The 23,116-nt window shown below is 50.6% G+C and carries 16 protein-coding genes and 1 tRNA gene; 9 read left to right on the plus strand and 8 right to left on the minus strand.

The window, feature by feature from the left end; translation table 11 throughout:
- Positions 1–17 precede the first annotated feature (17 nt).
- Complete coding sequence (locus SH580_RS16540; protein WP_319831940.1) at positions 18–1,868, plus strand: type II secretion system protein GspD; 1,851 nt, start codon at positions 18–20, stop codon at positions 1,866–1,868.
- Positions 1,869–1,915: 47 nt separating this feature from the next.
- The gene (locus SH580_RS16545) at positions 1,916–8,707 is read left to right on the plus strand and encodes a CARDB domain-containing protein (RefSeq protein WP_319831941.1); all 6,792 of its coding nucleotides are present in this window, start codon (positions 1,916–1,918) and stop codon (positions 8,705–8,707) included.
- A 55-nt stretch (positions 8,708–8,762) separates the two neighbouring features.
- Here the strand turns inward: SH580_RS16545 and SH580_RS16550 are convergent, their stop codons facing one another.
- The 4 genes from SH580_RS16550 to SH580_RS16565 form a co-directional block, all read right to left on the minus strand.
- Positions 8,763–9,275, minus strand: coding sequence for a hypothetical protein (locus tag SH580_RS16550; protein WP_319831942.1), 513 nt, complete (start codon positions 9,273–9,275; stop codon positions 8,763–8,765).
- Positions 9,275–9,898, minus strand: coding sequence for a DNA methyltransferase (locus SH580_RS16555; RefSeq protein WP_319831943.1), 624 nt, complete (start codon positions 9,896–9,898; stop codon positions 9,275–9,277). Before SH580_RS16555 ends, SH580_RS16550 begins: the two co-directional genes overlap by 1 nt.
- A gap of 51 nt (positions 9,899–9,949) precedes the next feature.
- Positions 9,950–10,273: a DUF2288 domain-containing protein gene (locus tag SH580_RS16560; RefSeq protein ID WP_319831944.1), complete on the minus strand. Its 324-nt coding sequence runs from the start codon at positions 10,271–10,273 to the stop codon at positions 9,950–9,952.
- 206 nt (positions 10,274–10,479) lie between these two features.
- Positions 10,480–11,433: an ROK family protein gene (locus tag SH580_RS16565; RefSeq protein WP_319831945.1), complete on the minus strand. Its 954-nt coding sequence runs from the start codon at positions 11,431–11,433 to the stop codon at positions 10,480–10,482.
- Positions 11,434–11,539: 106 nt separating this feature from the next.
- Here SH580_RS16565 and SH580_RS16570 point away from each other — a divergent pair, with 106 nt between their 5' ends.
- From SH580_RS16570 to SH580_RS16590, 5 genes are all read left to right on the plus strand, one after another.
- Positions 11,540–11,992, plus strand: coding sequence for a CBS domain-containing protein (locus SH580_RS16570; RefSeq protein ID WP_319831946.1), 453 nt, complete (start codon positions 11,540–11,542; stop codon positions 11,990–11,992).
- 33 nt (positions 11,993–12,025) lie between these two features.
- Positions 12,026–12,832, plus strand: a complete 807-nt coding sequence (locus tag SH580_RS16575) for a cyclic nucleotide-binding domain-containing protein (RefSeq protein WP_319831947.1) — start codon at positions 12,026–12,028, stop codon at positions 12,830–12,832.
- Positions 12,833–12,923: 91 nt separating this feature from the next.
- The gene (locus tag SH580_RS16580) at positions 12,924–13,235 is read left to right on the plus strand and encodes a YbaB/EbfC family nucleoid-associated protein (RefSeq protein WP_319831948.1); all 312 of its coding nucleotides are present in this window, start codon (positions 12,924–12,926) and stop codon (positions 13,233–13,235) included.
- Between the two features lie 62 nt (positions 13,236–13,297).
- Positions 13,298–13,834 carry a recombination mediator RecR gene (gene recR, locus SH580_RS16585; protein WP_319831949.1) on the plus strand — a complete coding sequence of 179 codons (537 nt, stop codon included), beginning with the start codon at positions 13,298–13,300 and terminating at the stop codon, positions 13,832–13,834.
- Between the two features lie 64 nt (positions 13,835–13,898).
- Positions 13,899–14,531, plus strand: coding sequence for a metalloprotease (locus SH580_RS16590; protein ID WP_319831950.1), 633 nt, complete (start codon positions 13,899–13,901; stop codon positions 14,529–14,531).
- A 185-nt stretch (positions 14,532–14,716) separates the two neighbouring features.
- On the opposite strand, the gene SH580_RS16595 is transcribed toward SH580_RS16590, so the two are convergent.
- Together SH580_RS16595 and SH580_RS16600 are read right to left on the minus strand one after the other, a co-directional pair.
- Positions 14,717–14,790: transfer RNA gene (locus tag SH580_RS16595), tRNA-Gly, on the minus strand.
- Between the two features lie 165 nt (positions 14,791–14,955).
- Complete coding sequence (locus SH580_RS16600; RefSeq protein WP_319831951.1) at positions 14,956–16,386, minus strand: DEAD/DEAH box helicase; 1,431 nt, start codon at positions 16,384–16,386, stop codon at positions 14,956–14,958.
- Positions 16,387–16,694: 308 nt separating this feature from the next.
- Between SH580_RS16600 and SH580_RS16605 the strand changes: the two genes are divergently transcribed.
- Together SH580_RS16605 and SH580_RS16610 are read left to right on the plus strand one after the other, a co-directional pair.
- Complete coding sequence (locus SH580_RS16605; RefSeq protein WP_319831952.1) at positions 16,695–17,951, plus strand: SGNH/GDSL hydrolase family protein; 1,257 nt, start codon at positions 16,695–16,697, stop codon at positions 17,949–17,951.
- A 43-nt stretch (positions 17,952–17,994) separates the two neighbouring features.
- Positions 17,995–20,841, plus strand: a complete 2,847-nt coding sequence (locus tag SH580_RS16610) for a sugar-binding protein (protein ID WP_319831953.1) — start codon at positions 17,995–17,997, stop codon at positions 20,839–20,841.
- Positions 20,842–20,868: 27 nt separating this feature from the next.
- On the opposite strand, the gene SH580_RS16615 is transcribed toward SH580_RS16610, so the two are convergent.
- Positions 20,869–22,215: an alpha-L-fucosidase gene (locus SH580_RS16615; RefSeq protein WP_319831954.1), complete on the minus strand. Its 1,347-nt coding sequence runs from the start codon at positions 22,213–22,215 to the stop codon at positions 20,869–20,871.
- A 55-nt stretch (positions 22,216–22,270) separates the two neighbouring features.
- Positions 22,271–22,984: a prepilin-type N-terminal cleavage/methylation domain-containing protein gene (locus tag SH580_RS16620; protein ID WP_319831955.1), complete on the minus strand. Its 714-nt coding sequence runs from the start codon at positions 22,982–22,984 to the stop codon at positions 22,271–22,273.
- Positions 22,985–23,116: the final 132 nt, after the last annotated feature.

Raw genomic sequence — 23,116 nt, forward strand, 5'->3', positions numbered from 1 at the left:
TCGCCTCTTAACGTCTTATGAAAAAGCATACACTCTATTCCCTATGGCTTCTCGCTCCGATCGCTCTTTGTGCACAGGCAGAGAGTGATACCACCGTTGAAATCGATTTGTCGGATGTGATCGTAGTTGAAGATACCTCGGAGCAAGTCGGTGTAGCTTCCGAGCTTGTTTCACTTCCTGAAGAGAGTGCGAAAGTAGTCGAGATTCCTGAGAATCCGATTGAGGGTGCCAGTTTAGATTTGGAAGCGCCGATCATTCCAGCGGTGACTGAGAGTCTGCCTTCGGATACTGAGATTGTACTCGAAATTCCTGGTAAGGACGCGGTTGCTCCGGGCGAGGCTTCCATGTTAAGTGAGGAAACTATTTCTGTGGATTTTCCAGATGAGGACGTTCGCACGATTCTTCGTAATGTTGCCGAGCTCTTTGAGCTCAATCTGGTGATCCCCGATACCTTGATTGGACGCACTTCTATTAAGTTGCGTAACATTACTTGGCGCCAGGCATTTGAGGTCGTTCTTGAGCCGCTGGGGTATACCTATGTTGAAGATCGTAATATCGTGCGCATTAAGAGTATCGAAGAATTGACTACTGAACCTGTCGATACACATGTATTCATCGCAAATTATGCACGTGCGGATAACCTTTTAAGTTCGATTGCTCCCCTGATTGATAACTCTGCAGGTGGTCGTATTCAAGTCGATGTCCGTAGTAATGCACTCGTGATCACGGAGCGCCCTTCAAGGATGGGCAAGATTCAGGAAATTATAGAGCGCTTGGACCGGGCTACCGACCAGGTGATGATTGAGTCAAAGTTTATTGAAGTCACCAATACGGACACAAAGAATTTAGGTGTGAATTGGGCCTCTCTGAGTGGTTATAGTGCTTCTGCTGGACCTTTCCAGCGTGCATGGACTCGTGAACGCACGAACACAAATACAAGGACTTCGGGCACCGTTGATGATGAAGGCATTAATTCCAGTGACGGGCTTACCTACGAGAATGGAACCACTTTCAGTGATACGCTTGAGAGCTTGGCTTCTACCAGTCGTTTGGACACTGCTGTGTTTTCTGCGGATCAGTTTGAAGTGATTCTAAGTGCTTTGAATACCCAGGATGATATTAAACTGGTTTCTAACCCAACGGTGGTGACCTTGAATAATACACAGGCGAAAATCGCGATAGGTGAACGTTACCCGATCCCTGAGTATACCTTTAACGCGGAGACGGGACAACGTCAGCTGGATCAAATCAATTATGAAGATATCGGTATCAATCTAGATGTGACACCGCAGGTGAATAGCGCTGGATTTATTAACCTTAAAATCATTCCTGAGGTGTCGAGTTCAGATCGCTTTGCACTGATCGAGAATACGGAAATTCCCATCATTGAAAGTCGCCGCACTGAAACGACTATCATGGTCAAGGATGGCTACACTTTAGCGATCGGCGGTTTAGTAGAAGATAGTACTTCCAAACGTGATACTAAAGTTCCGGTCTTAGGGAATTTACCCGGCATCGGGCGTCTCTTCAGCAGTGAGTCTGATGAAATCTCTCAACGAAATTTAATCATCTTCATCACCGCTAAGACACTCAATCCCGATGGCTCGACTTATCGTGATATTATAGATCCACGCGTAATTGATCGTATGGGGATTGTTCCGAGTGAGTTGCCTGGGTATAATTTGAGCGTCGAAGAGAAGAGCTTATTAGATAAGTTGGATGCATACCGAACCCAGGCCGATCAGGAAAAAGCCTTAGAGGCAGCTAGGCAGCAAATTAAAGCTATAGAATACCGTAAGCTGCAGGAGGAGCGTGATACACTCGAAGAGACGCCTACTCAGGCCAGCAAACCACGCAGCTTGCGCTAGTTTACAATTGGATCCTCAGAAAGGTTCACATGACTATTATTAAGAATATGATACGAGTTATCGCAGTGCCATATCGTGGCCTTCTTGGCATGCTGCTCTTAGCTCTGCTGCCATGCTCCGCTTTCGCGCAGAATTATGAGCTTTCTGTGGGGGATGATTATGGGGCGATGGTTGATGAGTATGGGAATCTCTTTGTCTGGGGTGCCATTGAAGGGGGCAGTGGGCAGATTGAACAAATTTTGCCTGCTGAATCTTGGAAGTCGGTGGCTGTTAGTCGAACCTCTGCTGCGGAGGCACATGTACTAGCGATCCGTAGTGATGGTACTTTGTGGGCATGGGGAAGTAACGATCGTGGTCAGCTGGGGGATGGCAGCCAGATTGATCGTGCAGAGCCGGTGCAAATCGGTTCGGCATCGAATTGGAAGCAAGTTGCCGCTGGAGAGGACTTTTCTATGGGGCTACTCGAAAATGGCCTTCTTTATACTTGGGGAGACAATTCTTTCGGGCAGCTGGGGTATGGACCTGTAGCGAATGATGTATCGATCGACATGCAGGATTCACCTAGTCTCCATGTTGGAGGCCTTTATCAAGCCATTTCTGCAGGGAATGTGCACGCACATGCGATTCGTGACGATGGTACTCTATGGGCTTGGGGCAGCGGAGGCCGTGCTACAAATGCAGGTTATGAATTGGGGATTCTTGCGAATGGTCGTGTTCCAGTGGGGCCTGTTTTGCCGACACAAGTCGGTTCGTTAAATGGTTGGACCGCACTTTATAGTGGCTATACCGTCACTTACGCGATTCGGGATTCTGGTTCACAAACTGGACAGCTTTGGGTTTGGGGCAGTGATAGCATCCTCGGGAATGGTTCCTATAACGCGGCGACCCCCGCTCGTGTTGGCAATGGCACTGGTTGGGTCTCGGTCTCTGCGAGTAGCACCCATACGCTTGCTTTAAAATCAGATGGCAGTCTGTGGGGCTGGGGCATGAATAATCCGAACGGTCAACTCGGCTTGCCCCTGTATAACTCTAAAGGAAGTGTTATTTCTGCTAACGTAAAAAAAGATACGCCCACCGCGTTGGAAGCAGACGCTAGCTTTCTAGCGGTCGGTGCCGGAGAAGATTACTCGGCGATTATTCGCAGCGATGGCTTTCTGTTGACGGCGGGGTTGAACACTGCAGGGCAATTGGCCAATGGCTCTAATCTAGGGACTGGGCAGGATTATTTTGAGACGAGTCAATTGGGCATCGCTGATTTGGTGGCGACCTCACTTAGCTTGAGCACGACTTCACCAACGCCAGGCTCGACTGTCACCGCAACTCTCACTTTGACGAATGAGGGGACAGGCTTGATCGATACCGATTTTAACGTGGCTGTGGTTCTGAATACCACGACTGAGTTCGAGCACGGCACCGCGTTGACCTTTTCAGGAGGCTCCAATGAAGTCACCGTAACAGACGATATTGCTTCAGGCGATAGCATTTCTGTCAGCCTTGCGCTCGATATACCTGCGAACGTCAATCAAGGGAATTACTATTTTGTGGCGAAGGCGGATGCTTCGGAGCCCGATCTCGTAGATGAAACCGACGAAGATAATAATACTGTAGCCACGGAGAGTAGTTTTGATTTCTCACCGGATCTAACAGTGCCGAGTGGTGGTTTGCTTGTTGTCAATACACCTGGCGACGGGGTCTACGATCCCAATACTTCGGACACGATTGATATAGAATTAGACATCGAAAATTCTGGTAATGGCACACTACCAGCGGGCACGGAATTTGACCTGCGTCTCTTTCTTACACCTGAGCGCAGTGATGATAATTCAGAGATCATCGAGCTCGAAAGTGAAGAGCCTGTTGCACTGAGCGTAGATTTGTTGCCAGGCCAGGGGATTTCACCAACGCTATCTTTTAGTTATAGCGTGCCGAGAATGCCTGCTGGTTATTTTTATGTCGCGGTTACTTTGGACGTGAATGAAGACGTCACCGAGCAGGAAGAAATTACTGATGATAATGGTCTAGTCACTCAAGTAGACGGTGAGGCGAATAATAGTGCCTATTCTGCGACTCTGATCGAGGTGTCTGGACTGACTATTAAGGAGGCCATCGATCAAGATGGCTCGGCACTTGTTTTCAGCACCTCCGGCGATGGTGAGTGGTTTGGTCAATCCTTTGTCTCGAATGACGGGGTGGATTCGGTGCAAAGCCCTTCCTTGGACGTGGGGGAGAGCGCTACTTTCAGCACCTCATTCTCCACACCTGTGGCGATTACCTTCGACTGGAATTCGCAAACTAGTAGTTCTGAGAATCGTGCCTATTTCCAAGTTGTGAACGGCACAACAGGTGGTACGGATAATGAAATTTCCGGCAACACGGGTGGTTGGATTGATGGCGTGGCCCGTGTGGTGCCTGCCAGTGGGCGAGCCGAATGGGTCTTCGAACAAGGAGTCGAAGCCACCGGCGATGCCGTATATGTGGATAACTTACAATTTGTTGAAATCGATGAGCCAGACTTAGTGATTGATGACATTTATCTGACGGGAGACGATGCGGGCAGCTATACGCTTATGAGCGATCGCCTGGATCTGACTGTGAATAGTCGTAACCAAGGTGTCTCCACGACCCCCAGTGATCAGTATGTAATCTCTATTTATCTGTCGAAAGATTCGATTTTTGATCGCCCTGATAGTGATCCTCTGACCGCGGATGATATTTTAGTTCGCCAAGTGACGGTTACCAAGCCGATTGAGGAAGGTGACCCTGCCGTGAATGCGCTCTCCATTCAACTGGATACAGAGATCGATCCTGGCGCTTATTATGTGATCGGCTACATCGATGACTATACCGATGGCAGTGGTGCTATTTTGCCTGGTGCCAGTGCGGGCTCGGGGCAAGTGGATGAGTTTACTGATCTGGTCGGTTCCGGTGACGCGTTCCCGGGAGAAGATAACAATTTGTTTATCTCCGATAGTGCGATTGTAGAGATTGTCGCCCTTGCCGACTTACAGGTGACTTCCATCTCTTCGACGCCATCATTCTATTACGTGACAGATCCTGCATCGGGCTACGTGAATCCGAATTCGATGTCGCTGAGTTTCACCATCGCGAATGAGGGCCTCGCTGGCGTTTACGAAGACTTTGGTGTGGCGGCATTGTTCTCGAAGGATGAGTCGATCGATCCTGCGACTGATTACTCACTACTCGATTACAGCTATGAAAACAATTTGTCATCGGTCGATGAGTCCGCGAACTCGCGTCAAGTGAATCCCGGCGAAATTGATTTTCGGGATAATCTTGTGAGTGAAGGCTATATCGGGGAGCGCTTATTCCTCGGCGTTTACGTCGACAGCCAAGATAGCATTGCAGAGCTGGATGAGGACAATAACACGTATAAACTCTCTGAGAATAATTTCATCCTGAGTGAGTTAACTATCGTGGATGGCCTTGATTTGAGTGCGACACAGATCTCAGACTTGTCTTTGACTGTGAATAACGACGAAGTTGCGCCGTATAATTCCGATAGTATTCCATGGGTCGGACAGACCAGTGAGACTTTTGACGATGTGGATGCTGTGACCAGCGTGATCATAGGTGACAATGAGACTTCCAGCTTCAGTGTCGATATCAGCCCCAGCACAGGCGTGCGCGTTTCGTTCTGGTGGAAAGTCAGTTCACAAAACGAAGAAGTGGCGGGTTCAATCCAGCGCGACGTGCTGCGTTTTGAGGTGAATGGTGAAACGCTCGATGGCATACCTGATATCTTTGGTAATGAGGGTTCTGTGTGGCAACGAGTTGAGTTGACGCTTCCAGCGGGGGATCAGACTTTAACATGGTCCTATATTAAGGATGATGAAGGTTACGAAGGTGAAGACCGTGGCTGGGTCGATCAGTTGACGATTACGAAGCTGCCTAATTTACAAGTGACCGGTATTACAGTGGATGGTAGCTTAACCTATCAGGCAGGAGATAGCATCAATACATGGTCCATCGAGGTCTTTAATGATGGAGATGCCATCGAGGCAGGTGCCGAGTTTGACGTCGAAGTCCGCCTCTTACCTGAAGCGAATTGGACCAGCACTGGTGCGATTAGCTTGCTCACTTTGAGCGATGCCACTGGCATCGGAGCAGGAGAATCTCGAGTTTATAATCAGAGCACGCACGGTCCGCTCACGCTGCCTCTGATTGCCGATTATGACTCCGAGTATTATTACTTCGCAGCCTATGTAGATTGGTCGGCCGCAGATCCTGACGATGGCCAAATCTCAGAGTCGAACGAGTTCGATAACGCTGTCTCGACGGGCGAAGCCTCCATCCAGCTTGGTCGGCCTGATATCACTGGCAGCGGCTCTAGTGTGAGTGGCTTTGATGCAGCAGGTTATGAGGCCGGGGATGCTGTTAATTTACAGCTTGATTTAGTCAATATTGGTGACGGCATCCTGAGCGCAGGTTCTAGTTTCGATTATGTGCTCTACATCGCTCGTAGTAACGATGATCAGCTCTTTGGTTCCTCTTCCGTTGTGGAGTTAGGTGATGGAACGGTCACGCTGGCTGCAGATGTGGCCAGTGGCGCGGATCTTCCGCAGATCGACTTCTCTGGCACCATGCCCTATGGCCTCGCGGTCGGGAATTATTATCTAGCCGTGCGCATTGATTCGAATAATGACATCGAAGAGCAAGGTTTAGCTTCTGATAGTTCAGGTGTAGATGGTGAAGAGAATAATCTCTTCTATACGGCGGCTGCTTCCTATGTCGTCGATGGCATCAGTTTGCAAGTTGCACTGGACGATGGTCTATCCGCTCTGCCGCTGGGTAGTTTTGAGCAGAGCGAAGATAACGATGCTAATTGGTTTGGTCGTTCTGATGTTGGAAGTGCTGATAGCGCTGACGATCAGACTTTCGAGCAAGCAGAGGGGGCACAAAGCCCGGATCTGCAGCTTGGGGATCAGGCGGCATTTAGCCTGACGGTCACAGATTCCAGCCTAGTGCGCTTTGACTGGGCCGTTTCCAGTGGCAGTGATTTGAATGTGCTCGCAGTTTACGTGAATGGTCAGCCTTATGTATATGAAGATGTGCAATACGCCATTTCTGGAGAGGTCGCGCTCTACGAGGTGGATCCTGCAGTGCTGGTTCCGAGTGGTGGTACCATTGAATGGCGCTATACTAAGGGGGCCGCGACTGTGGGTGACTTTGCTGTGGTCGACAATGTCCGGGTGGAAAACAATAATCAACCCGATCTAGTGGTCACTGCGCTTAATTATACTGCGGGCGAGTATGTGCTCGACTTCGCCGGTATCGCTGGTGCGCCGGAGCAGTTGCTCGGAACAGAGTATCTCGATATTGTAGTTGAGGCGAAGAATCAGGGCTCTGATGTAACAGCAACAGCGTTTACAGTTGCTGACATTGAGGTGCGGTTATCGGTGAATGGAGTCTATGGGGATGAAGACGATATTATCCTGGGGACCTTCAGTGAAGTCGAAGGTGATTTACTTTCTGGCAACTTGATCCGTTTTCTCGGTCCGATACAATTGGGAGATTCGATACCTGCCGGCTCTTATTATTTGATGGCACGTATCGATTCAAATGATGAAGTCGCGGAGTTTAGCGAATTGAATAATGTCGTGATTTCGGACTCGCGTGATGTTGTGATTTCACGTTTGCCTGCCTTGCGGATCGCCAATCCCATGAGCACGTCTCCTGGCACTGATACGGTGTTAGAGATTGTCGATGTGACTAACAATATCTACCATTTGGATCCTGCAGACGGGCTTGGACACATGGCCGTCGATCTAAATGAGGGCTTGCTCTATTATACGGAGGGCGAGCTTCGAATGAAGTTTGATATTCAGAATATCGGTCTTGGTGATGTCAAAAGCTCGGATGAGTGGACGACGCAGATTAATCTGCGCGGTATTAAACGAGAGGATGTGGCTTTGGCGGACGCAAGTTTGACTCCATTTCAGGATTTTGTGGATGCTGTGGAGCCCACTATTACTCTAGGTTCGTTCACTGTTGAGGAATTCATGGCCGGTCGCAGTGAGGCGAACCCCAGTGGAAGTAGCGTCGCGATTGATCTTGAATTGGCGATCCCAAGCGGGGCACGCTTGGTTCAAATTATTGAGGATGGTTACAGTTTTGCGGATTATCTCTGGTTTATCGAAGTCGTTATTGATTCCACCAACGCTCTTGCTCAATCCGAAATTGTGAATGAAGCCACGGGTTCAGTTGCCCCGGTGGAGTATCCATGGTGGATTCTCAATATTCAGGAGATTTTGGATTCTGATTCATATTTAACAGATATGGGTACCAGCGAAGTCGATGGGGCTTTTGGAATTACTAGCGCATTTTTAAGTATGGATGCGACTACATGGGAGCTTCTCTACCCCGGTTATTCGACTGCAGATTCTGAGAATTTGTTGGCGTATGCCTTCAATCGAGACCCATCTACTGGTGATACTGCGGGCAACCAGTTCCCTGGTAGCTATGGTGTGGTTGAAGTTGAGGGAGATGAGTATCTCAGTATCAGCTTTGATATTGTGACACGTGCCACAGACTTAACCTATGTGGTGCAGGCTGCGGACGATGTCGCCTTTACAACAAATCAAGTCGACTTGCTAACCATCAATGTTACGAATTCGAGCGGCTATACGGATCTAACCGGACCCGCATCACTGACAGGTGATGGAGGTCTGATCGATGCTGATAATGTGGTCAGCGTTTTGGATCAAGGCTATGCGGCCAATGTTACCGTTCAGGATGAGCAAACTGTGGGCACGTCACCGACTCGTTTTATTCGAATTATTGTTGGTGGTACTGCAGCAAGTGCCGTCTCCAGTGATTGATTCGAGCCTGAAGAATTGATTTCAAGCGCGACTCTCCTGCGGGAGTCGCGCTTTTTTATTTCTTAAAGACGACGATACGGTTGCTGTTGGTGCCGCGGGTGTTGTTGCGCACGCCCCAGCAGTTGGCGGTCTTGGTAAAGCTCTGGCTGTTGATGAGCGTGTATTCCACTGTCAGGCCCGCAGCTTGGCCCGCGAGTATGATCTGCTCTTCCAGCTTGAGTTTGCCTTTGCGGACTTCGCCCACTTCCAGCGCAATGCGACCTTGGGGCTTGAGCACACGGCTCATTTCTTGCAGCGAGGCGGTCATCTTCTCGGTCCAGTCTTCCAGTTTGCGCAACTGCCATAGTTTGCCGGCTTCGGGCTCGCATTGGCAGAACCAGTTGCGCAGCCAGTTGTCGCCTACGTAATTGACGATATCGAGGAAGGGCGGCGAGGTGACGATCAGTTGTACGGATTCGTCTTTTATCTCTGGAGTGGCATCGGCCGAGCGGCAGAGTAGGGTGGAAGAGGTGGTGTTGTAATCGTCGGGCAATGCGTGGCGCAAGAGGCTCTTGGATTTCTTTAGCATCAGTTCCTTGGTGTTGCGATACGCTGGCTTCTGATTGCGCTTGGCGTTAATCTTACGCTGTGCATTGAGTGTGGTGGCTTGATTGGGGGAAGTGTATAGACTGAGAAAAAGCCCTTGGAGTGACCGGTCAGGCGATTGCACGCCACCATTTGCAGCCATGCATCGATTTCATCGAATGTGCCAGCGCTGTGGCGTGCTTTGAAATAGCTGCGCCAGCCGTAGAGCTCCCGCAGGGTGCGGGCTTCAAAGAAGACGAGTAGTTCTTCGTCTTCGATTTCAGTAGTAGGCAGGCTAATTTGTTCAATCCGGTGGAGGATCTTTTCGAAGCTTTGCTCGCAGAGGCGGGGAGCGGTTAGGATCGTGCTGAGCGGGTTGACGTCGTTGCCGATTACATTGTGCCCGAGGAGTTTGGCTTCGATTAAGGTGGTGCCACGTCCCATGAAGGGGTCGTAGATCAATTGGCCCGGTTTGGCGTAGCGCTCAATGAAATAGGCGGGCAGCTGAGGCTTGTAGCAGGCGCGGTAGGATACTTCGTGGATCGAGTGTCCGTCTCGTTGTTTGGCGGTCCAGAATGCGCCTTGTTTGGTGGGGGCTGTGCGTGGGATGGCTTGAGTCGTTGGCATTCTTCCAACGATGGAAGCTGTTCCCCATAGTACAAGCGTAGAATGTAATTATTATTTTTCCAGTGGTTGAGCGAGTATGAAGGGGCGCACGATCATGGCTTTAAACTGCGTTTTCTCCTTTTGCCAATGTTCGGCATGGAGCTCGCAGGGTTGCACTAAGTCGCCGCATTTGAGCCATTTTTGAACTTGAGCTTGATCGTCCTCGGTAAAGGCGATGCCCGCGATTTTTAAATCCAGGCAAGGGTCCACATAAATCATGTTACCAGCCTCGAAGTGGGGGCGAAGGTAGCTCCAGTCGACCTCCCCCGAATATTTTTCAAGTTTTTCGCTCGGACTGAGTGTGTCTTCGGCTGGGCTGAAATCGTCGTTAAACATTTGTTCTTTAGGTGGATGTGATCTTTGGAGTGCGGCGATTCAGACGCTGCTGCAAATTTATTTGCAAGTTTTTTGAGATTTATTGAACGCGGCGCGGGGTCCTGCGTCTATATCTACATAAATCAGCGTAATTTTTAATTGTTAGTTTGTTGTTTGTTAACAGAACGTCGCCCAAGGGATTGGGCGGCGTTTCTTGTTATATGGCCTTAGGATGCGACCAGTGCGGCGGCACCAATGATGGCCGCGTCTCCCATGGGGAGTGCAGATTCGATGATTTTGATTTTATTTTTGAATGGCGGAATGAGGTGTTTTTCAAACGAGCGCCGTGTGGGCCCGAGTAATATTTCGCCTGCTTGTACGGGGCCGCCGAATAAGAAAAATGCTGCGGGGCTGGTGATGAGCGCAGTCGATGCCAGTGCTTCACCTAGTAGACGTCCGGTGAAATCCATTGTCGCCTGTGCGATGGGGTCGCCCTGGTCGGCGGCATCCGCGATATCTTTGGCAGTGATTTCGCCCAAAGGCTTGTGGTCGAGGGAGGTGTGGCCACCACGTTGAGCGATCATCTCGAAGTAGGTGCGGCGTATACCGGTGGCGGAGCAGTAATTTTCGAGGCTTCCGCGTCGCCCGAAACCACAGTAGCGGCCGTCGGGGATGACGCTGATGTGCCCGAGTTCTCCGGCAAAGCCGTCGTGTCCGTAAACGAGCTGATTGTTGACAAAAATGCCACTACCGAGACCTGTGCCCAGGGTGATCATAATGAAATCACTGTAATCTTTGGCGGCACCAAAGATTTTCTCACCGATCGCGGCCGCATTTGCGTCGTTGGTGAGTCGGATTTGAGGCAAGTCGAGACGTTCTTTCAGGAGGCTGACGAGTGGCGTAATGCCTTTGAAGCGAAGGTTCGGGGGCTCTTCGATACTACCTGTGAGGTAATTTCCATTGGGGGCGCCGATGCCGAGACCCGACCATTCGGGCGAAGTGTTCTCTGCACTTGCCTGCATGACCTCGCGGACAGCTTCGGCGAGTCGGTCTGCATAGACGATGCCGTTCTCATAATCATCTGTGCGGAACTGTATGCGCGTGAGAACGAGCCCGTCTGTTGTGACTGCGCCTACGCAGGTGTTTGTGCCTCCTATATCGACTCCAATGGATAGTTTCATAGAGTGTATTGATTGTTCCACAGCTTGCGCTGTCGAACCTAATTTTTAGTCTGTAAACTCTTAAAGAGGAGTTGCCAGCATCCCTAAGTTCGTTAAATTCAACAATATGCCCCTGAATCAAGTATCTGTATCTATTCTCTTAGGTGAAAAAAGTGCCTCTGTCTTTTGTGTAACTGAAGATGTTACGGTGGATGAGGCGGTCGCTGAAATGAATCGTCGGCGTATCGGCTCGCTTCTAGTGAAGAGGAACGAGAGCGTCTGTGGTATTTTTACTGAGCGTGATGTGTTAACGCGTGTGGTTTCGGCGGGGCGCGATCCTCAGGCGACTCTGGTGCGTGAAGTCATGACCGAGAACTATAAATCAATTGGCCTTGAGACTTCAGTCGAGGATACTATGCAGATTATGACTGATCAACGTGTGCGCCACTTGCCTGTGTTCGATCAGGGCGAATTGGTGGGAATGGTGTCAATCGGCGACGTGACTCGCTGGTTGCTGAAAGTGAATGAGATGGAAGCTGAAAATTTGCGTCGTTACATTTTTTCAGAATATCCAGGTTAGGTTGGTAGTGTTATAGTGATTGTTTAGTAATTTATGAAAATTCAGAAGATCCCGGCAGGTAAATTAATTTTTTCGGAGGGCGATTTGGGCGATGAGGCCTATCGTGTGATTGAAGGCTGCGTTGAAATCTCGATTAAAGAAGATGGTAAGAGGTTGGTGCTCGCGACGTTGGGGGAGGGGGAGATCTTTGGTGAAATGGCCATGGTGGAGAGCCGTCCTCGGTCAGCATCGGCGCGTGCTTTGGAGGCGACGACTCTCAGCGTGATTGCGCGTGATGACTTTGAAATTGCCCTCAGCAACCGTGAAGAGGAGTTGGTGCCTTACCTCGCGACAATCTTTGATCGCTTGCGTGTGACGAATGATCGTCTGTTGGCAGCCTTAGATAAGTTGGATGAACTGGAGCCTACGCGTCCGCATCGTAATCCAGAAATTCTGAGTCCCTCGAAGTCGGCGTTTAAGGTGCAAGTTGAGCCAGATGCCGACGAAATTCGGCTTCAAACGGCACTGCGAGCGAGAGTGGTGGAGCATTACCCCTTTCAGTTTGGCCGACGTGGTGAGCTTGCAGGGGCCGAAGCGGTGATTCCAAACCAATGTTTAGTAGCGGATCGAGCGCCATATCGAGTTTCCCGTAAGCATTGCATTTTGGATAGTAATGCCGACGGGGTATATGTTGAAGATTGTGGCAGCAGTCTGGGCACGATTGTGAATGGGATACGTATCGGAGGGAAAAGCCGTGAAACACGGGTTCGCCTCTCTAGTGGGAAGAATAGTCTGGTGCTGGGCGGAGCTGATAGTCAGGTGCGCTTCGTGCTGACGGTCACCGGCGCGGGTGAAAAGTAGAGTTTGCTGCTATCGGCTTGACTCATTGCCTTTCCTTTCAGGACACTGCGGCTTCACTTTATTTAAACCCTTCAATTCGAGATTATAGATTATGGCAGGCGTCGGCAAATTACTTAAACAAGCGCAAAAAATGCAAAAGCAGATGGAGGCCGTTCAGGCTGAACTCTCAACAACCATTTTGGAGGTTTCCAGTGGTGGAGGCGCGATCAATGTCAAGATTAACGGCCAAGGAGAATTTCAAGGATTCAAAATTGATCCAGAATTTTTAAAAGAAGACGCAGAGTTCGTTGAAGAAACCCTTTTGGCAGCTGTGCAGGAAGCGGCTGCCAAGGCTAAGGAAACCAGTGAAGAGGCCATGGGGGCCATCACTGGTGGTATGGGCGGCTTCCCCGGCTTGATGTAGCTATCTTGGAGGCTTGAAGTTGTTCTTTGGGCCTTTGATTGCTGGTCTCTGTCCACTGATAAATGACACCTGCGTACGATTCGTTGTTGCAACAACTGAAGCGCCTTCCCGGCTTGGGCTATCGCTCTGCGGAGCGTGTGGCCATGCATCTGTTGGTAGAAAAGCCCGATGCGATGGGGGATTTGCTGGACGCGATGGTGGGGGCACGTGATGCGGTCTGCCGCTGTCAAAATTGTGGTAACATGGCAGAAAGTGAGCTCTGCGCTGTTTGCGAGGATACAAATCGTGACGTCAGGACGATTTGCGTGGTGGAACATGTGCCGGATTTGATTGCGATCGAGCGTTCCAGTGCATGGAAGGCGCAGTATCATGTGTTGCATGGTAAGCTCTCGCCCATTCACGGGGTGGGCCCCGAGCAGTTAAACTTACAAAGTCTTCAGGCTCGAATCGAGTCGGGTGATGTTACGGAGCTGGTATTGGCTTTATCGAATGATATCGAGGGGCAGGCTACCTGTCACTACATTCAGGAGGAACTGGTGCAGGAGCGAGCGATCCGGGTCTCCCGCATCGGTTTTGGACTTCCCAGCGGGGAGGGGTGACTTATGCCGACTCGGTTACTTTGCGTAGCGCGCTTGAAGGGCGTCGAACCTATACTTAATTTTAATGATACACTTTACTATTTTTGGCATTCCCGTGCGTATTGAGCCGTGGTTTTGGATCACCATGGCGCTGATCGGGGGCGGGCTGAATGCCGCGAACTCGCTGGATATGCTACTTGTGCTGGTTTTCATTTTCGCAGCATTCCTATCGATTTTGATTCATGAGTTAGGGCATGCGCTGACCATCCGCAAGTTCGGTTTGCCGACTTCGATTACCCTTCAATCTTTTGGAGGTTTTGCCGCCTATCCCGCAGGGCGGCTCAGTCGGCTGCAGTCGTTTGTGGTGACTGCGGCAGGACCAGCTGTGCAGTTTGCTTTAGGTGTGCTCTTAATCTTACTCGCGCGCTACCTTGTGATCCCGGAGGGCTCACTTTTTGGTCCTTTTCTACATGATTTGATTTGGGTGAGCATCGCTTGGTCGATATTGAATTGTCTGCCCATTTACCCGCTGGACGGCGGACAGATGGTGGCGGCAGTGCTTGGGCCTCAGCGGCAGCGCTATGTGCATTTGCTGAGTGTTGTGGTTGCTGTATTGATCGGGCTGGCGGGCTATTTCTTTCTGGGCACGATCTTGTTGTCGGTTTTTATGGGCTTATTTGCGTGGCAAAACTGGCAAGCCTATCAGGCTGTTCGTTAGCCTAGGGCCGTGCCATGAGTAGCTCGAAGAGCGAAGCTCAAGTGTCGTGCAAGGGGCCGTGCCATGCGTAGCTCGAAGAGTGAAGCTCAAGTGTCGTGCAAGGGGCCGTGCCATGCGTAGCTCGAAGAGTGAAGCTCAAGTGTCGTGCAAGGGGCCGTGCCATGCGTAGCTCGAAGAGCGAAGCATGGTGCGGGTAGAGAGAATCGAACTCTCAGCTCAACCTTGGGAAGGTCACGTGTTACCACTACACCATACCCGCATTTCCTATGCTTGTTGCTTCGAATGAATGACAAGCTGGAAGCTCGTCACTACTTTTCTAACCTTTGCCAGAATGGATGAAAAGCTGGAAGCTTGTCACTACTTTTTATCTAGAAAGAGAAGCCAGAAGCCAGAAGCCTCTGACTTCTGACCTCTGAACTAAGGTTTATCGATTTCGGCCGCGGCTGCGATTACTGCGTTGTCCCGCGCCTTTTTGAAAACCGCCTGTGGGGCGGCTGTCGCTTTGGGGCTTGGGATTGCCGCCTGTTCCGCCCTGTGGACGTGCGCTGCGTTGTGCGCCTCCGCTACCACCGCCGCTGCGTGGGCCGCGCTTACCGCCGCCTCCGCTGCGTGGCCCGCGATTGCCTCCACGGCCCCCGCCGCCTCCGCCTTGTTTGGGCTTTTGTGCAGGAGCGCCGCTGGTATGGTGGTGTTCAATCTGTGCAGCGTGATACTCGTGTTGATAAATGGGGACTCTGCGCTTAATCAGTTTCTCGACTTGACGCAAGAGTGCGACTTCGTCCTCGGAACAAAAGGAGAGGGCTTTGCCGCTGGTGCCTGCGCGGGCGGTACGACCTATGCGGTGCACGTAGGCGTCGGACTCCATGGGCAGGTCGAAGTTGATTACGAGCGTGATGTTCTTCACGTCGATTCCGCGCGCGGCGACATCGGTGGCGACAAGCACACGAACTTCGCCCTTCTTATACATGTCGAGGGTCTTTTGTCGGGCGTTTTGAGATTTATTGCCGTGTAAGGAGTCAGCCTCAATCCCGACGCTGCAGAGTTTTTTGGCTAGATTTTTGGCGCCGTGTTTGGTGCGGCTGAAAATGAGGCTCAGCTCGTTGTTGGCTGACTTATGCTGATGTTCTTGAATTAAGTCGAGCAGTAGCGCTTGCTTGTCGGTCTTTTTGACAAAGAGCACATGTTGGTCGATCTTCTCGGCCGTGGTGCCTTGGGGGGCGATACGGATTTCCTGCGGATTATTCAAGAGGCTGTTAGCCAGTTCAGTGATCTCCGGGGCCATCGTCGCCGAGAAGAGCAGGGTGTGGCGTTGCTGTGGGATGGCGGCTGCGATTTTGCGAATGTCGCGAATGAACCCCATATCAAGCATGCGGTCGGCTTCATCGAGGATGAAGGTATCGACTTGTGAGATGTCGACGTGGCCCTGTTGCTTGAGGTCCAGTAGGCGTCCGACCGTGGCCACTAGTACATCGAGCCCTCCGTAGAGTGCTTTAATTTGAGGTTTTTCGGACACGCCGCCAAAGACCATGCCGATTTTGAGTCCGAGGCCTTCGCCATAGGTTTTGAAGCTTTCGGTGACTTGTACCGCCAATTCCCGGGTGGGTGTCAGGATTAGGCAGCGCACGCCACGGCGGAAAGGTTTGCGCGGATTACGAGCAAAGCCGTCGAGCACGGGCAGTGCAAAGGCGGCTGTTTTGCCAGTGCCTGTCTGTGCGCAAGCGAGCAAGTCGTGGCCTTCGAGCAACACCGGGATGGCTTTGGCTTGGATCGGGGAAGGTGTGGTGTAGCCTTTAGCTTTAAGGGCGCGTTGAATCGGATCTGCCAAAGCAAGATCCTGAAATGTAATTTCGGACATAGTATAAAGTGCGCCATTTGAAATATTGCAGGCGCGGGAGCAATCGATGACAGTTGTATTTAGCTTAAATCAACCGCTCATCGATGACGGACCGAAACAAGTTGGCACTGCGCTAGTTTGCGCATCTGCCGGAAAACGCGGGACAAAGACGGCCTTTTAAATAAATGGCAAGCATCATTTTCTTGCTGGATCGAGTCGTTTGTTGGAGTCACGTGTCGTTCGACTGTGATGGCTGTTGAACGCGTTAACATAAGAATGTGTGGAAGATTATTCGCTGTGATCTCATAGCTGTATGAAAATATATGTTAATGAAAAATCCCTTTTCTTCTTTATTTACCTCATTGGTTATTTGCTTATTCGCACAACCGGCGTTAAAGGCTAAAACAATTCTTTCGGACGGTGATTTTGTGGCTGTATGTGGCGACTCTATCACGGAGCAGCGACGCTATTCGGTATACTTGGAACAGTATTTGATGATGTGTCAGCCGCAATTGAACTTGAGTGCGATGCAATTGGGTTGGGGCGGCGAGCGGGCCGATGGTTTTGGTCGCCGTATTGAGAGCCATGTCTTACCTTTCAATCCTAGTGTAGTGACGCTTTGCTATGGCATGAACGATGGCAACTCTTCAGCCATCAGCGATGAGATTCGAACTCGTTACCGCGAATCTTTGACTGATGCTGTGCGTCAACTCAAGGCTGCGAATGTTCGCGTCATCGTGGTGGGCTCGCCGGGAGTGGTGGACCCCGCGACCTATAAAGGTCGTGTTTCGGCTGAGGTGTATAATCACACCTTGGCAGAGTTGGCTGAGATTGCACGCGCTGTGGCGGCTAGTGAAGAGGTGCTCTTTGCAGATGTTTACTCTGTGATGATGGAGTCGATGCTGAAAGCAAAGGAGGCGCTCGGGGAGGACTATCGAATTGCGAATGACGGGATTCATCCAAACCATAACGGCCATCTAGCGATGACTTATGCTTTTCTGAAGGCCCTGGGAGTCGATGGCGACATTGGCACACTTAGGGTGGATTGGGAAAAGCAGCGTGCCTGGGGCTCGGACGCGCATGAAATCTTGAACTTTGAAAATGGTCAGTTGGAGGTTGAGTCCAGCCGCTACCCGTTTTGTTTAGACGGTAGTGCTGATAGCACCGGAAGCTTTGCGATGTCCGCTTTTTTACCCTTTAATCAGGAGCTGAATCGTTATCTACTGATCGTTGAAAACGCACCTGCTGAAGTGCGTGTTACATGGGGGCGAAATAGTCGTATCTATACCTCTAAGCAATTGGCTGACGGCGTGAATCTGGCGGCGGATTTTTCTGAGAGTCCCTTTAAGCAGGCGTATAATCAAGTCACTAAGTCTATTTACGAGCAGCAGAAATTCGAGGTGGACACCGTCAAAGCAGGCATGGGGGCCCTGCAAAAATTATCGAAGCTCTCTGGGGCGGACGCCTATGTCGATGGTCTGCGTGGCTTAGTGGTTTCTCAAGATGCAGCCCTCCGGACTGTTGCACGCTCGCAGCTTCGACCAGTTCGCCATCAGCTGATTCTTGAGACGATCCAGTCCAATTAATCGATCCCTTATTTTTATTTCATATTCGAAACGACTCTCTGACATGACACGTATTTTCATTCACCTTTTATTGCTTACCTTGCTGACTGGACAGATTCAGTCACTCAATGCGGCCCAATCAGCTCAATTGTCGGCCTCTTTCTCCGAGAATGAACGTTGGGCCATCTTTCAAGCTGACGACACTGTTGAATTGATTCTGACCTTGACTGGCAATCGTAGTGAGGAGGATGTGCTACGCTGGGTTGTGACGGACTATCTCGGACAAGAGCGAGATCAGGGGGCCATCAAGGTGCCTGCAGGGGATGGAAAATGGGAAACAAGGATACAAGCCCAAGACTATGGAGCCGGCTACTTTGAAGTTCATTTGGAATTGGAAAAATCTAAAGTAACTGTGCCGCGTGAGGGCACTCGTCGCGCGGGTATCTTGGCCTACGGCGTATTGCCTGATCTGGAAGCCTTACCCTTGGAGCACGTGGATGATTCACGTTTTGGTGCGCAGGGGACCAACTTTTTGCTGACTGAAGATTTGGAAGGCAAGGTGGGGAATCGCAACCCCCTGATGCCGATCTACCCCTTGCTGGGAGCACGTTGGGTGTATCTAAATCGTCATTTAGCATGGCTTTTTCCAGATGGCCCAGACTCTTTCCAAGCTCGTTTGGATCCTGAGGTGTTTTTGCGTAGTTCGCATTATGATGCGGATGCGGGGTGCGCGATCCTAGTCGATATGCATAGCCTTCCTGTCTGGCAGAGAGAGGTGCCACCTGGTGCGAAGACCGATGGTAACAATACGCAGGCTGGCCAGCGATTTCCACCCAGAGATTTTTCTGAATACAAGGATATGATCGCTCAGGTAGTGCGTGAACAGGTGGTTCGCCGCAACACGCTGTTCCCTAATATGGCTCACAATTATTATCAGATCAGTTGGGAGCCGGATTGGCATTGGAAGGGCTCGGATGAAGATTTCGTTGCCATGTATAAAGCGGCTTACGAGGCGGTTCATGAAAATGATCCTGATGGCTTACTGTTGGGGCCTAATTCCGGAGTGTTAAAAACGGGCAATAAACTGCTGCGTCGCCAATTCAAAATAGGACTCGGCAATTATTTAGACGGGGTTTTAATCCATACGTACTACATCTCTCAGCAAGGAAAGCAGGAATTACCAGACGACATGAAGGAGGTGGTTGAGATGACCCGCGAGTATGTCGGCGCCGATGCTAAAATAATCAACACAGAGTGGGGCGTCGGCTGGCGTAAGACACCTGAAGAAGATCCAAATGCGCTACGGGCTGAAACCGCCGAATTTATGCGTGGTCACCTCGTTACGCTGGGGGAAGGGGTGGATGCCACTTTCTTCTTTTATACCGCTGACCATGGGAAGTCAGGCAAGGGCTTACTATATAATCTCAGGCTGGAGACGAATAAATTTGGAGCCACGAAGGTGGCTCCGAAACCAGTTTTCATGGCAGCGGCGACTGCGACACGTATGCTCGAAGGCACCCGCTCACTCGGGCGTATCGACTACCTGGGAGCAGGGGTGTTGGGCTACGCGTTTGACCGTGATGGCGAATATGTGATGTGCCTTTGGTCTGAGGATGGAGAAGCGCGTGATGTCGCCGTCCCCGTTGGAGCGGGCACGCAGCCTATTGGGCTCGATCCGATGGGGAATCCAGAATCCTTAGAACTGGAAGATGGTGTTGTTGAGCTCAGTCTTGATAGCATACCAGTTTGGATACGTGGACTTGATGCTGCGATACTTCCTATGGGGCATGCTGATGGCACGACTATCAAGACGCTACCCGGTGAAGATGTGCGACTGCCAGAGATTGCGGGGCGCGAGATCCGTGCGGCTGCATTTGTCGCGGGGACATGGCGCGTCGAAGGAATGCATGCAGGTGTCATGAGAGTCCCTGAGGATGCTTCGGTTGGGCCAATGTTAGTTAAGCTCGTTGATGCTAAGACGGAGGAACTTCTTCAGACGATCGTCGTGGATGTGAACCCCGTGGTGCAGATGAAACAGCTGAAAGATGTGGCACCCGGGCAACTGGAAGTTCTCCTTAGTAATGCCCGTGCTGAAACGAGTGAGGGGGGGCTTCGTTTATTAACTGGTGAGACTGTCGTTGCAGAAAAGCAAGTTGAGCTGGAGGGGGGGCAAGATCTGAAAGTAGCTTTTCCCGTTCGTAACTTGGATGTCTCTGAAGGGCTTCGTTTGTCTTATCGCGATGCGCGAGGAGCCCTTTGCGAGCTTAGTCTCAGTTCTCCGCGGAAGATTTTGACCGCTCATAGAGCAGTGTCCGCCCTTACCATTGATGGGCAACTCGATGACTGGCTATTAGAGGACTTTCAGCGTTATGAAAACAAAAGGTTCCCAGAACTCGCCGAACGTATGGACCCGCGCGTCGCCGTCCGGTACGATGACAAAAATCTTTATATCGCGGTTCAATTAAATGATGTAGAACATCGCCAGACTGAATCGCCACAGGGGCTTTGGCACGCTGATTCGATCCAGATTGCTCTCGCAGTTGATCCAGATAATCCGGACAGGAAAAATTGGCAAAAGCTGAATATTGGTCGTAATTCCGTTCATGGACACTTGAATGTTTACAGAGACATGGGAGACGCCTTTTCGGCCGGGATCGTGTCTGAGCAGGATCTGTCGCGCGCCATTGTTCGCTCAGGAGATGAAACAGTTTACGAGATTTCCATCCCATGGCAGCATGTGGCTCTAGGCCTTGAGGCTGCGCCAAGTAGAAATTACATGGGCTTCGGCCTGATGATCAATAACATCGACTCTACAGCTGATGGAAAGAAAACACGGCGGCAGTGGATTGATGTGCTGGGAGGAATGAGTTTTTCCAAGCCCGAGGATATGGGACAGCTGGAGTTTAGATAGTCACGTTCCGGGGGAATTGCCCGCAATTTACGAGCAAACGACCTTTAACACGATGTGCCCGAACTCATCGAATTCGGACCAATCAATATCTTCGACGTCCAAGCATCCCAGAGCTTTGAATTTGAGTTCCCGCTTAGTGCGAAGGTCGGTGACCGAAGCCACTTCGACTCCATTATGCGGCACTCTAAGTATTGAAGTGGAGGGCGCAGTCGTGATGTGTAGGTAGGATATGCGCGGGTCTTTTGTGGAGACGGTTACGGAGCCAAAAGAGCCATTGTTCCACCAGCCAGGTTGGAAACCTGAGATCTCACCACCGACGGTGTCGTAAATCGACTCACTGCCCCAGGACATGAAGCGTTGCATGGCATCCATCATCTCCTGATACGCAGGTGGCACTTCGCCTGTGATTAGGGGACCGATGCCCATGACATAATTCCAGATGCCTCTTTGCCCAAGTGAGGAAACCATTTCTTTGACCCAGAAGTGGGGCTCCTTGGGGTAGGGGAGTGCGCTGATCTTATCTTGAAAAGGTGCATTCCTTTGATGCCACCAGCCGTTGCAGGTTGGGATGTCTTCATTGTAGTCGCGCTTGGGAGGCAAGATATGCCCGAATTTAGGATGCGCTTTGATTAAGCCTGACGGACGGTTGTAAGGCGGATCGCATGGCCCCGTTAAGAACTCTGTCGTTCCCATGTCGGTCTCTGAGATATTATGCAGTACTTCATTGTTGATCGTCACAATCAGATGCTGGGACAGCGAGTGAATATAAGCGGGCAGTTTTAGTGTTTCAGGCATCATGCCATCCAGCCAAAAGCCGGCAATCGCATCGCCATGAAGTTGCCAAAGCTCGGTGACGACATCCTCTAGCATTTGCGCGTACGACGCCTTGTCGCGGACGCCTTCGTTCAGCCAAGGGCCTCCTTTGGAATGGATATGATGCATCGGATCTGCACCTGGTAGGTAGAGGATGACTTTGACGTCACATTTTCGTGCCTCTTGTATTAGGGCACCCACGTAATCGACTGAACTGCGGTAGACAAATGCGTCTAAAGCCGTCGGATACATAATGGCAAAGCGGTCGCAGGTATGGAACACTGTATAGATAATGTATTTGGCGCCAGTTTTTGTCGCAGTCTTTACTAAACGTTTGGCCACTTCATCGGGATCGCCAGCGTCCGCTTCCATTGCCTCAATGCTATCATAATACAAAGGCCTGTTGGATTCGTTCGCTCCAGAGTCACCATCCCCAGTGAACATGCCCCAGTGATAAAAAAGGCCGAATCGACTCGGTGCATACCATTCTGCGACGCGTTCGCTGCGTAATTTTAATTCAGGGTCTATGCTAGGCTTTGTCTGCATGTAGGAAGGTCTCATTTTTAGGGCTGAATTAGCGTATAAGTTTCTTTTTCTTTTGGGCGTTCGTTTTCGGCTATCGAGCTGACTTCGTTATCGCAAAACGAATATCATTGGTTGGCAGGACGGGGACCGGGAAATCTTCAATGACGGTGAGTTCTTCTTCGGGGATTTGTTCTACGTGGCCATCCCAGAACGCCGCATTCATGGCGCCAGAATGTACGCCGATGCCGACATTAGCATAATTGTTGCGTACCAGCCAAGTGTTGCCGTCGCAAATACCTATAGTCTGCGCTGGGTTTTCTATGGCGATGTTTTTGTTTGGAACATAAGTCGCGTTCCCTTCTTCGTCGCGATCTACTCTTGAAGTGTATGATGGGCCATAACGACCGTCGTAGGAGTGGTTTTTATCGACGGAATTGATGGCATACTGCATCGGGTATTTGATTCCGTTGACAGTCATCGCAAAGGTGTTGATTTCATTCGATTCGCATTCAAATGGATTTTGTTTTTGCGTGGGGGCAGGGAGGTATTCTCCCCAAATTAAATTGTCGAACCAGTATCCAGCGTGGACCCAGCGCAGCAGATTTCCATTGTTTTCAGTCGAGTGTTGAATCATTGCGAACTGAATTGTGCGCAAATTGGAAAGACATCGCGTCGAATCGGATGTTTTTTTGATTTTACTAATAGTGGGAATTATGAGTGTGACCAGTATGGCTATAATACTGATCGCGGCTAATAATTCGATCAGGGTAAAGCCTTTGCGGATAGAAGCTTGGTACTTATTCACGTATATTGGGGGCACTAGTCGGGGATGACTTACTTGGGGAATGAGTTATAAGTTTTTAGAGGCGATAGGATTCGATGCATTCAGCAATACTTGTTGGCTGAATGGCAGGAGCTTTTGAATTATGTTTAAGGT

This window comes from Coraliomargarita algicola, assembly GCF_033878955.1.
Lineage (GTDB): Bacteria > Verrucomicrobiota > Verrucomicrobiia > Opitutales > Coraliomargaritaceae > Thalassobacterium > Thalassobacterium algicola.

Bases quoted from the DNA above. Each gene is read 5' to 3' on its own strand.
- SH580_RS16600 (WP_319831951.1), bottom strand. From the start codon at position 16,386: ATGTCCGAAATTACATTTCAGGATCTTGCTTTGGCAGATCCGATTCAA.
- SH580_RS16615 (WP_319831954.1), bottom strand. From the start codon at position 22,215: ATGAGACCTTCCTACATGCAGACAAAGCCTAGCATAGACCCTGAATTA.
- recR (WP_319831949.1), top strand. From the start codon at position 13,298: ATGACACCTGCGTACGATTCGTTGTTGCAACAACTGAAGCGCCTTCCC.
- SH580_RS16570 (WP_319831946.1), top strand. From the start codon at position 11,540: ATGCCCCTGAATCAAGTATCTGTATCTATTCTCTTAGGTGAAAAAAGT.
- SH580_RS16555 (WP_319831943.1), bottom strand. From the start codon at position 9,898: ATGCCAACGACTCAAGCCATCCCACGCACAGCCCCCACCAAACAAGGC.
- SH580_RS16605 (WP_319831952.1), top strand. From the start codon at position 16,695: ATGAAAAATCCCTTTTCTTCTTTATTTACCTCATTGGTTATTTGCTTA.
- SH580_RS16610 (WP_319831953.1), top strand. From the start codon at position 17,995: ATGACACGTATTTTCATTCACCTTTTATTGCTTACCTTGCTGACTGGA.
- SH580_RS16540 (WP_319831940.1), top strand. From the start codon at position 18: ATGAAAAAGCATACACTCTATTCCCTATGGCTTCTCGCTCCGATCGCT.
- SH580_RS16550 (WP_319831942.1), bottom strand. From the start codon at position 9,275: ATGCTAAAGAAATCCAAGAGCCTCTTGCGCCACGCATTGCCCGACGAT.
- SH580_RS16560 (WP_319831944.1), bottom strand. From the start codon at position 10,273: ATGTTTAACGACGATTTCAGCCCAGCCGAAGACACACTCAGTCCGAGC.
- SH580_RS16580 (WP_319831948.1), top strand. From the start codon at position 12,924: ATGGCAGGCGTCGGCAAATTACTTAAACAAGCGCAAAAAATGCAAAAG.
- SH580_RS16545 (WP_319831941.1), top strand. From the start codon at position 1,916: ATGATACGAGTTATCGCAGTGCCATATCGTGGCCTTCTTGGCATGCTG.
- SH580_RS16565 (WP_319831945.1), bottom strand. From the start codon at position 11,433: ATGAAACTATCCATTGGAGTCGATATAGGAGGCACAAACACCTGCGTA.
- SH580_RS16590 (WP_319831950.1), top strand. From the start codon at position 13,899: ATGATACACTTTACTATTTTTGGCATTCCCGTGCGTATTGAGCCGTGG.
- SH580_RS16575 (WP_319831947.1), top strand. From the start codon at position 12,026: ATGAAAATTCAGAAGATCCCGGCAGGTAAATTAATTTTTTCGGAGGGC.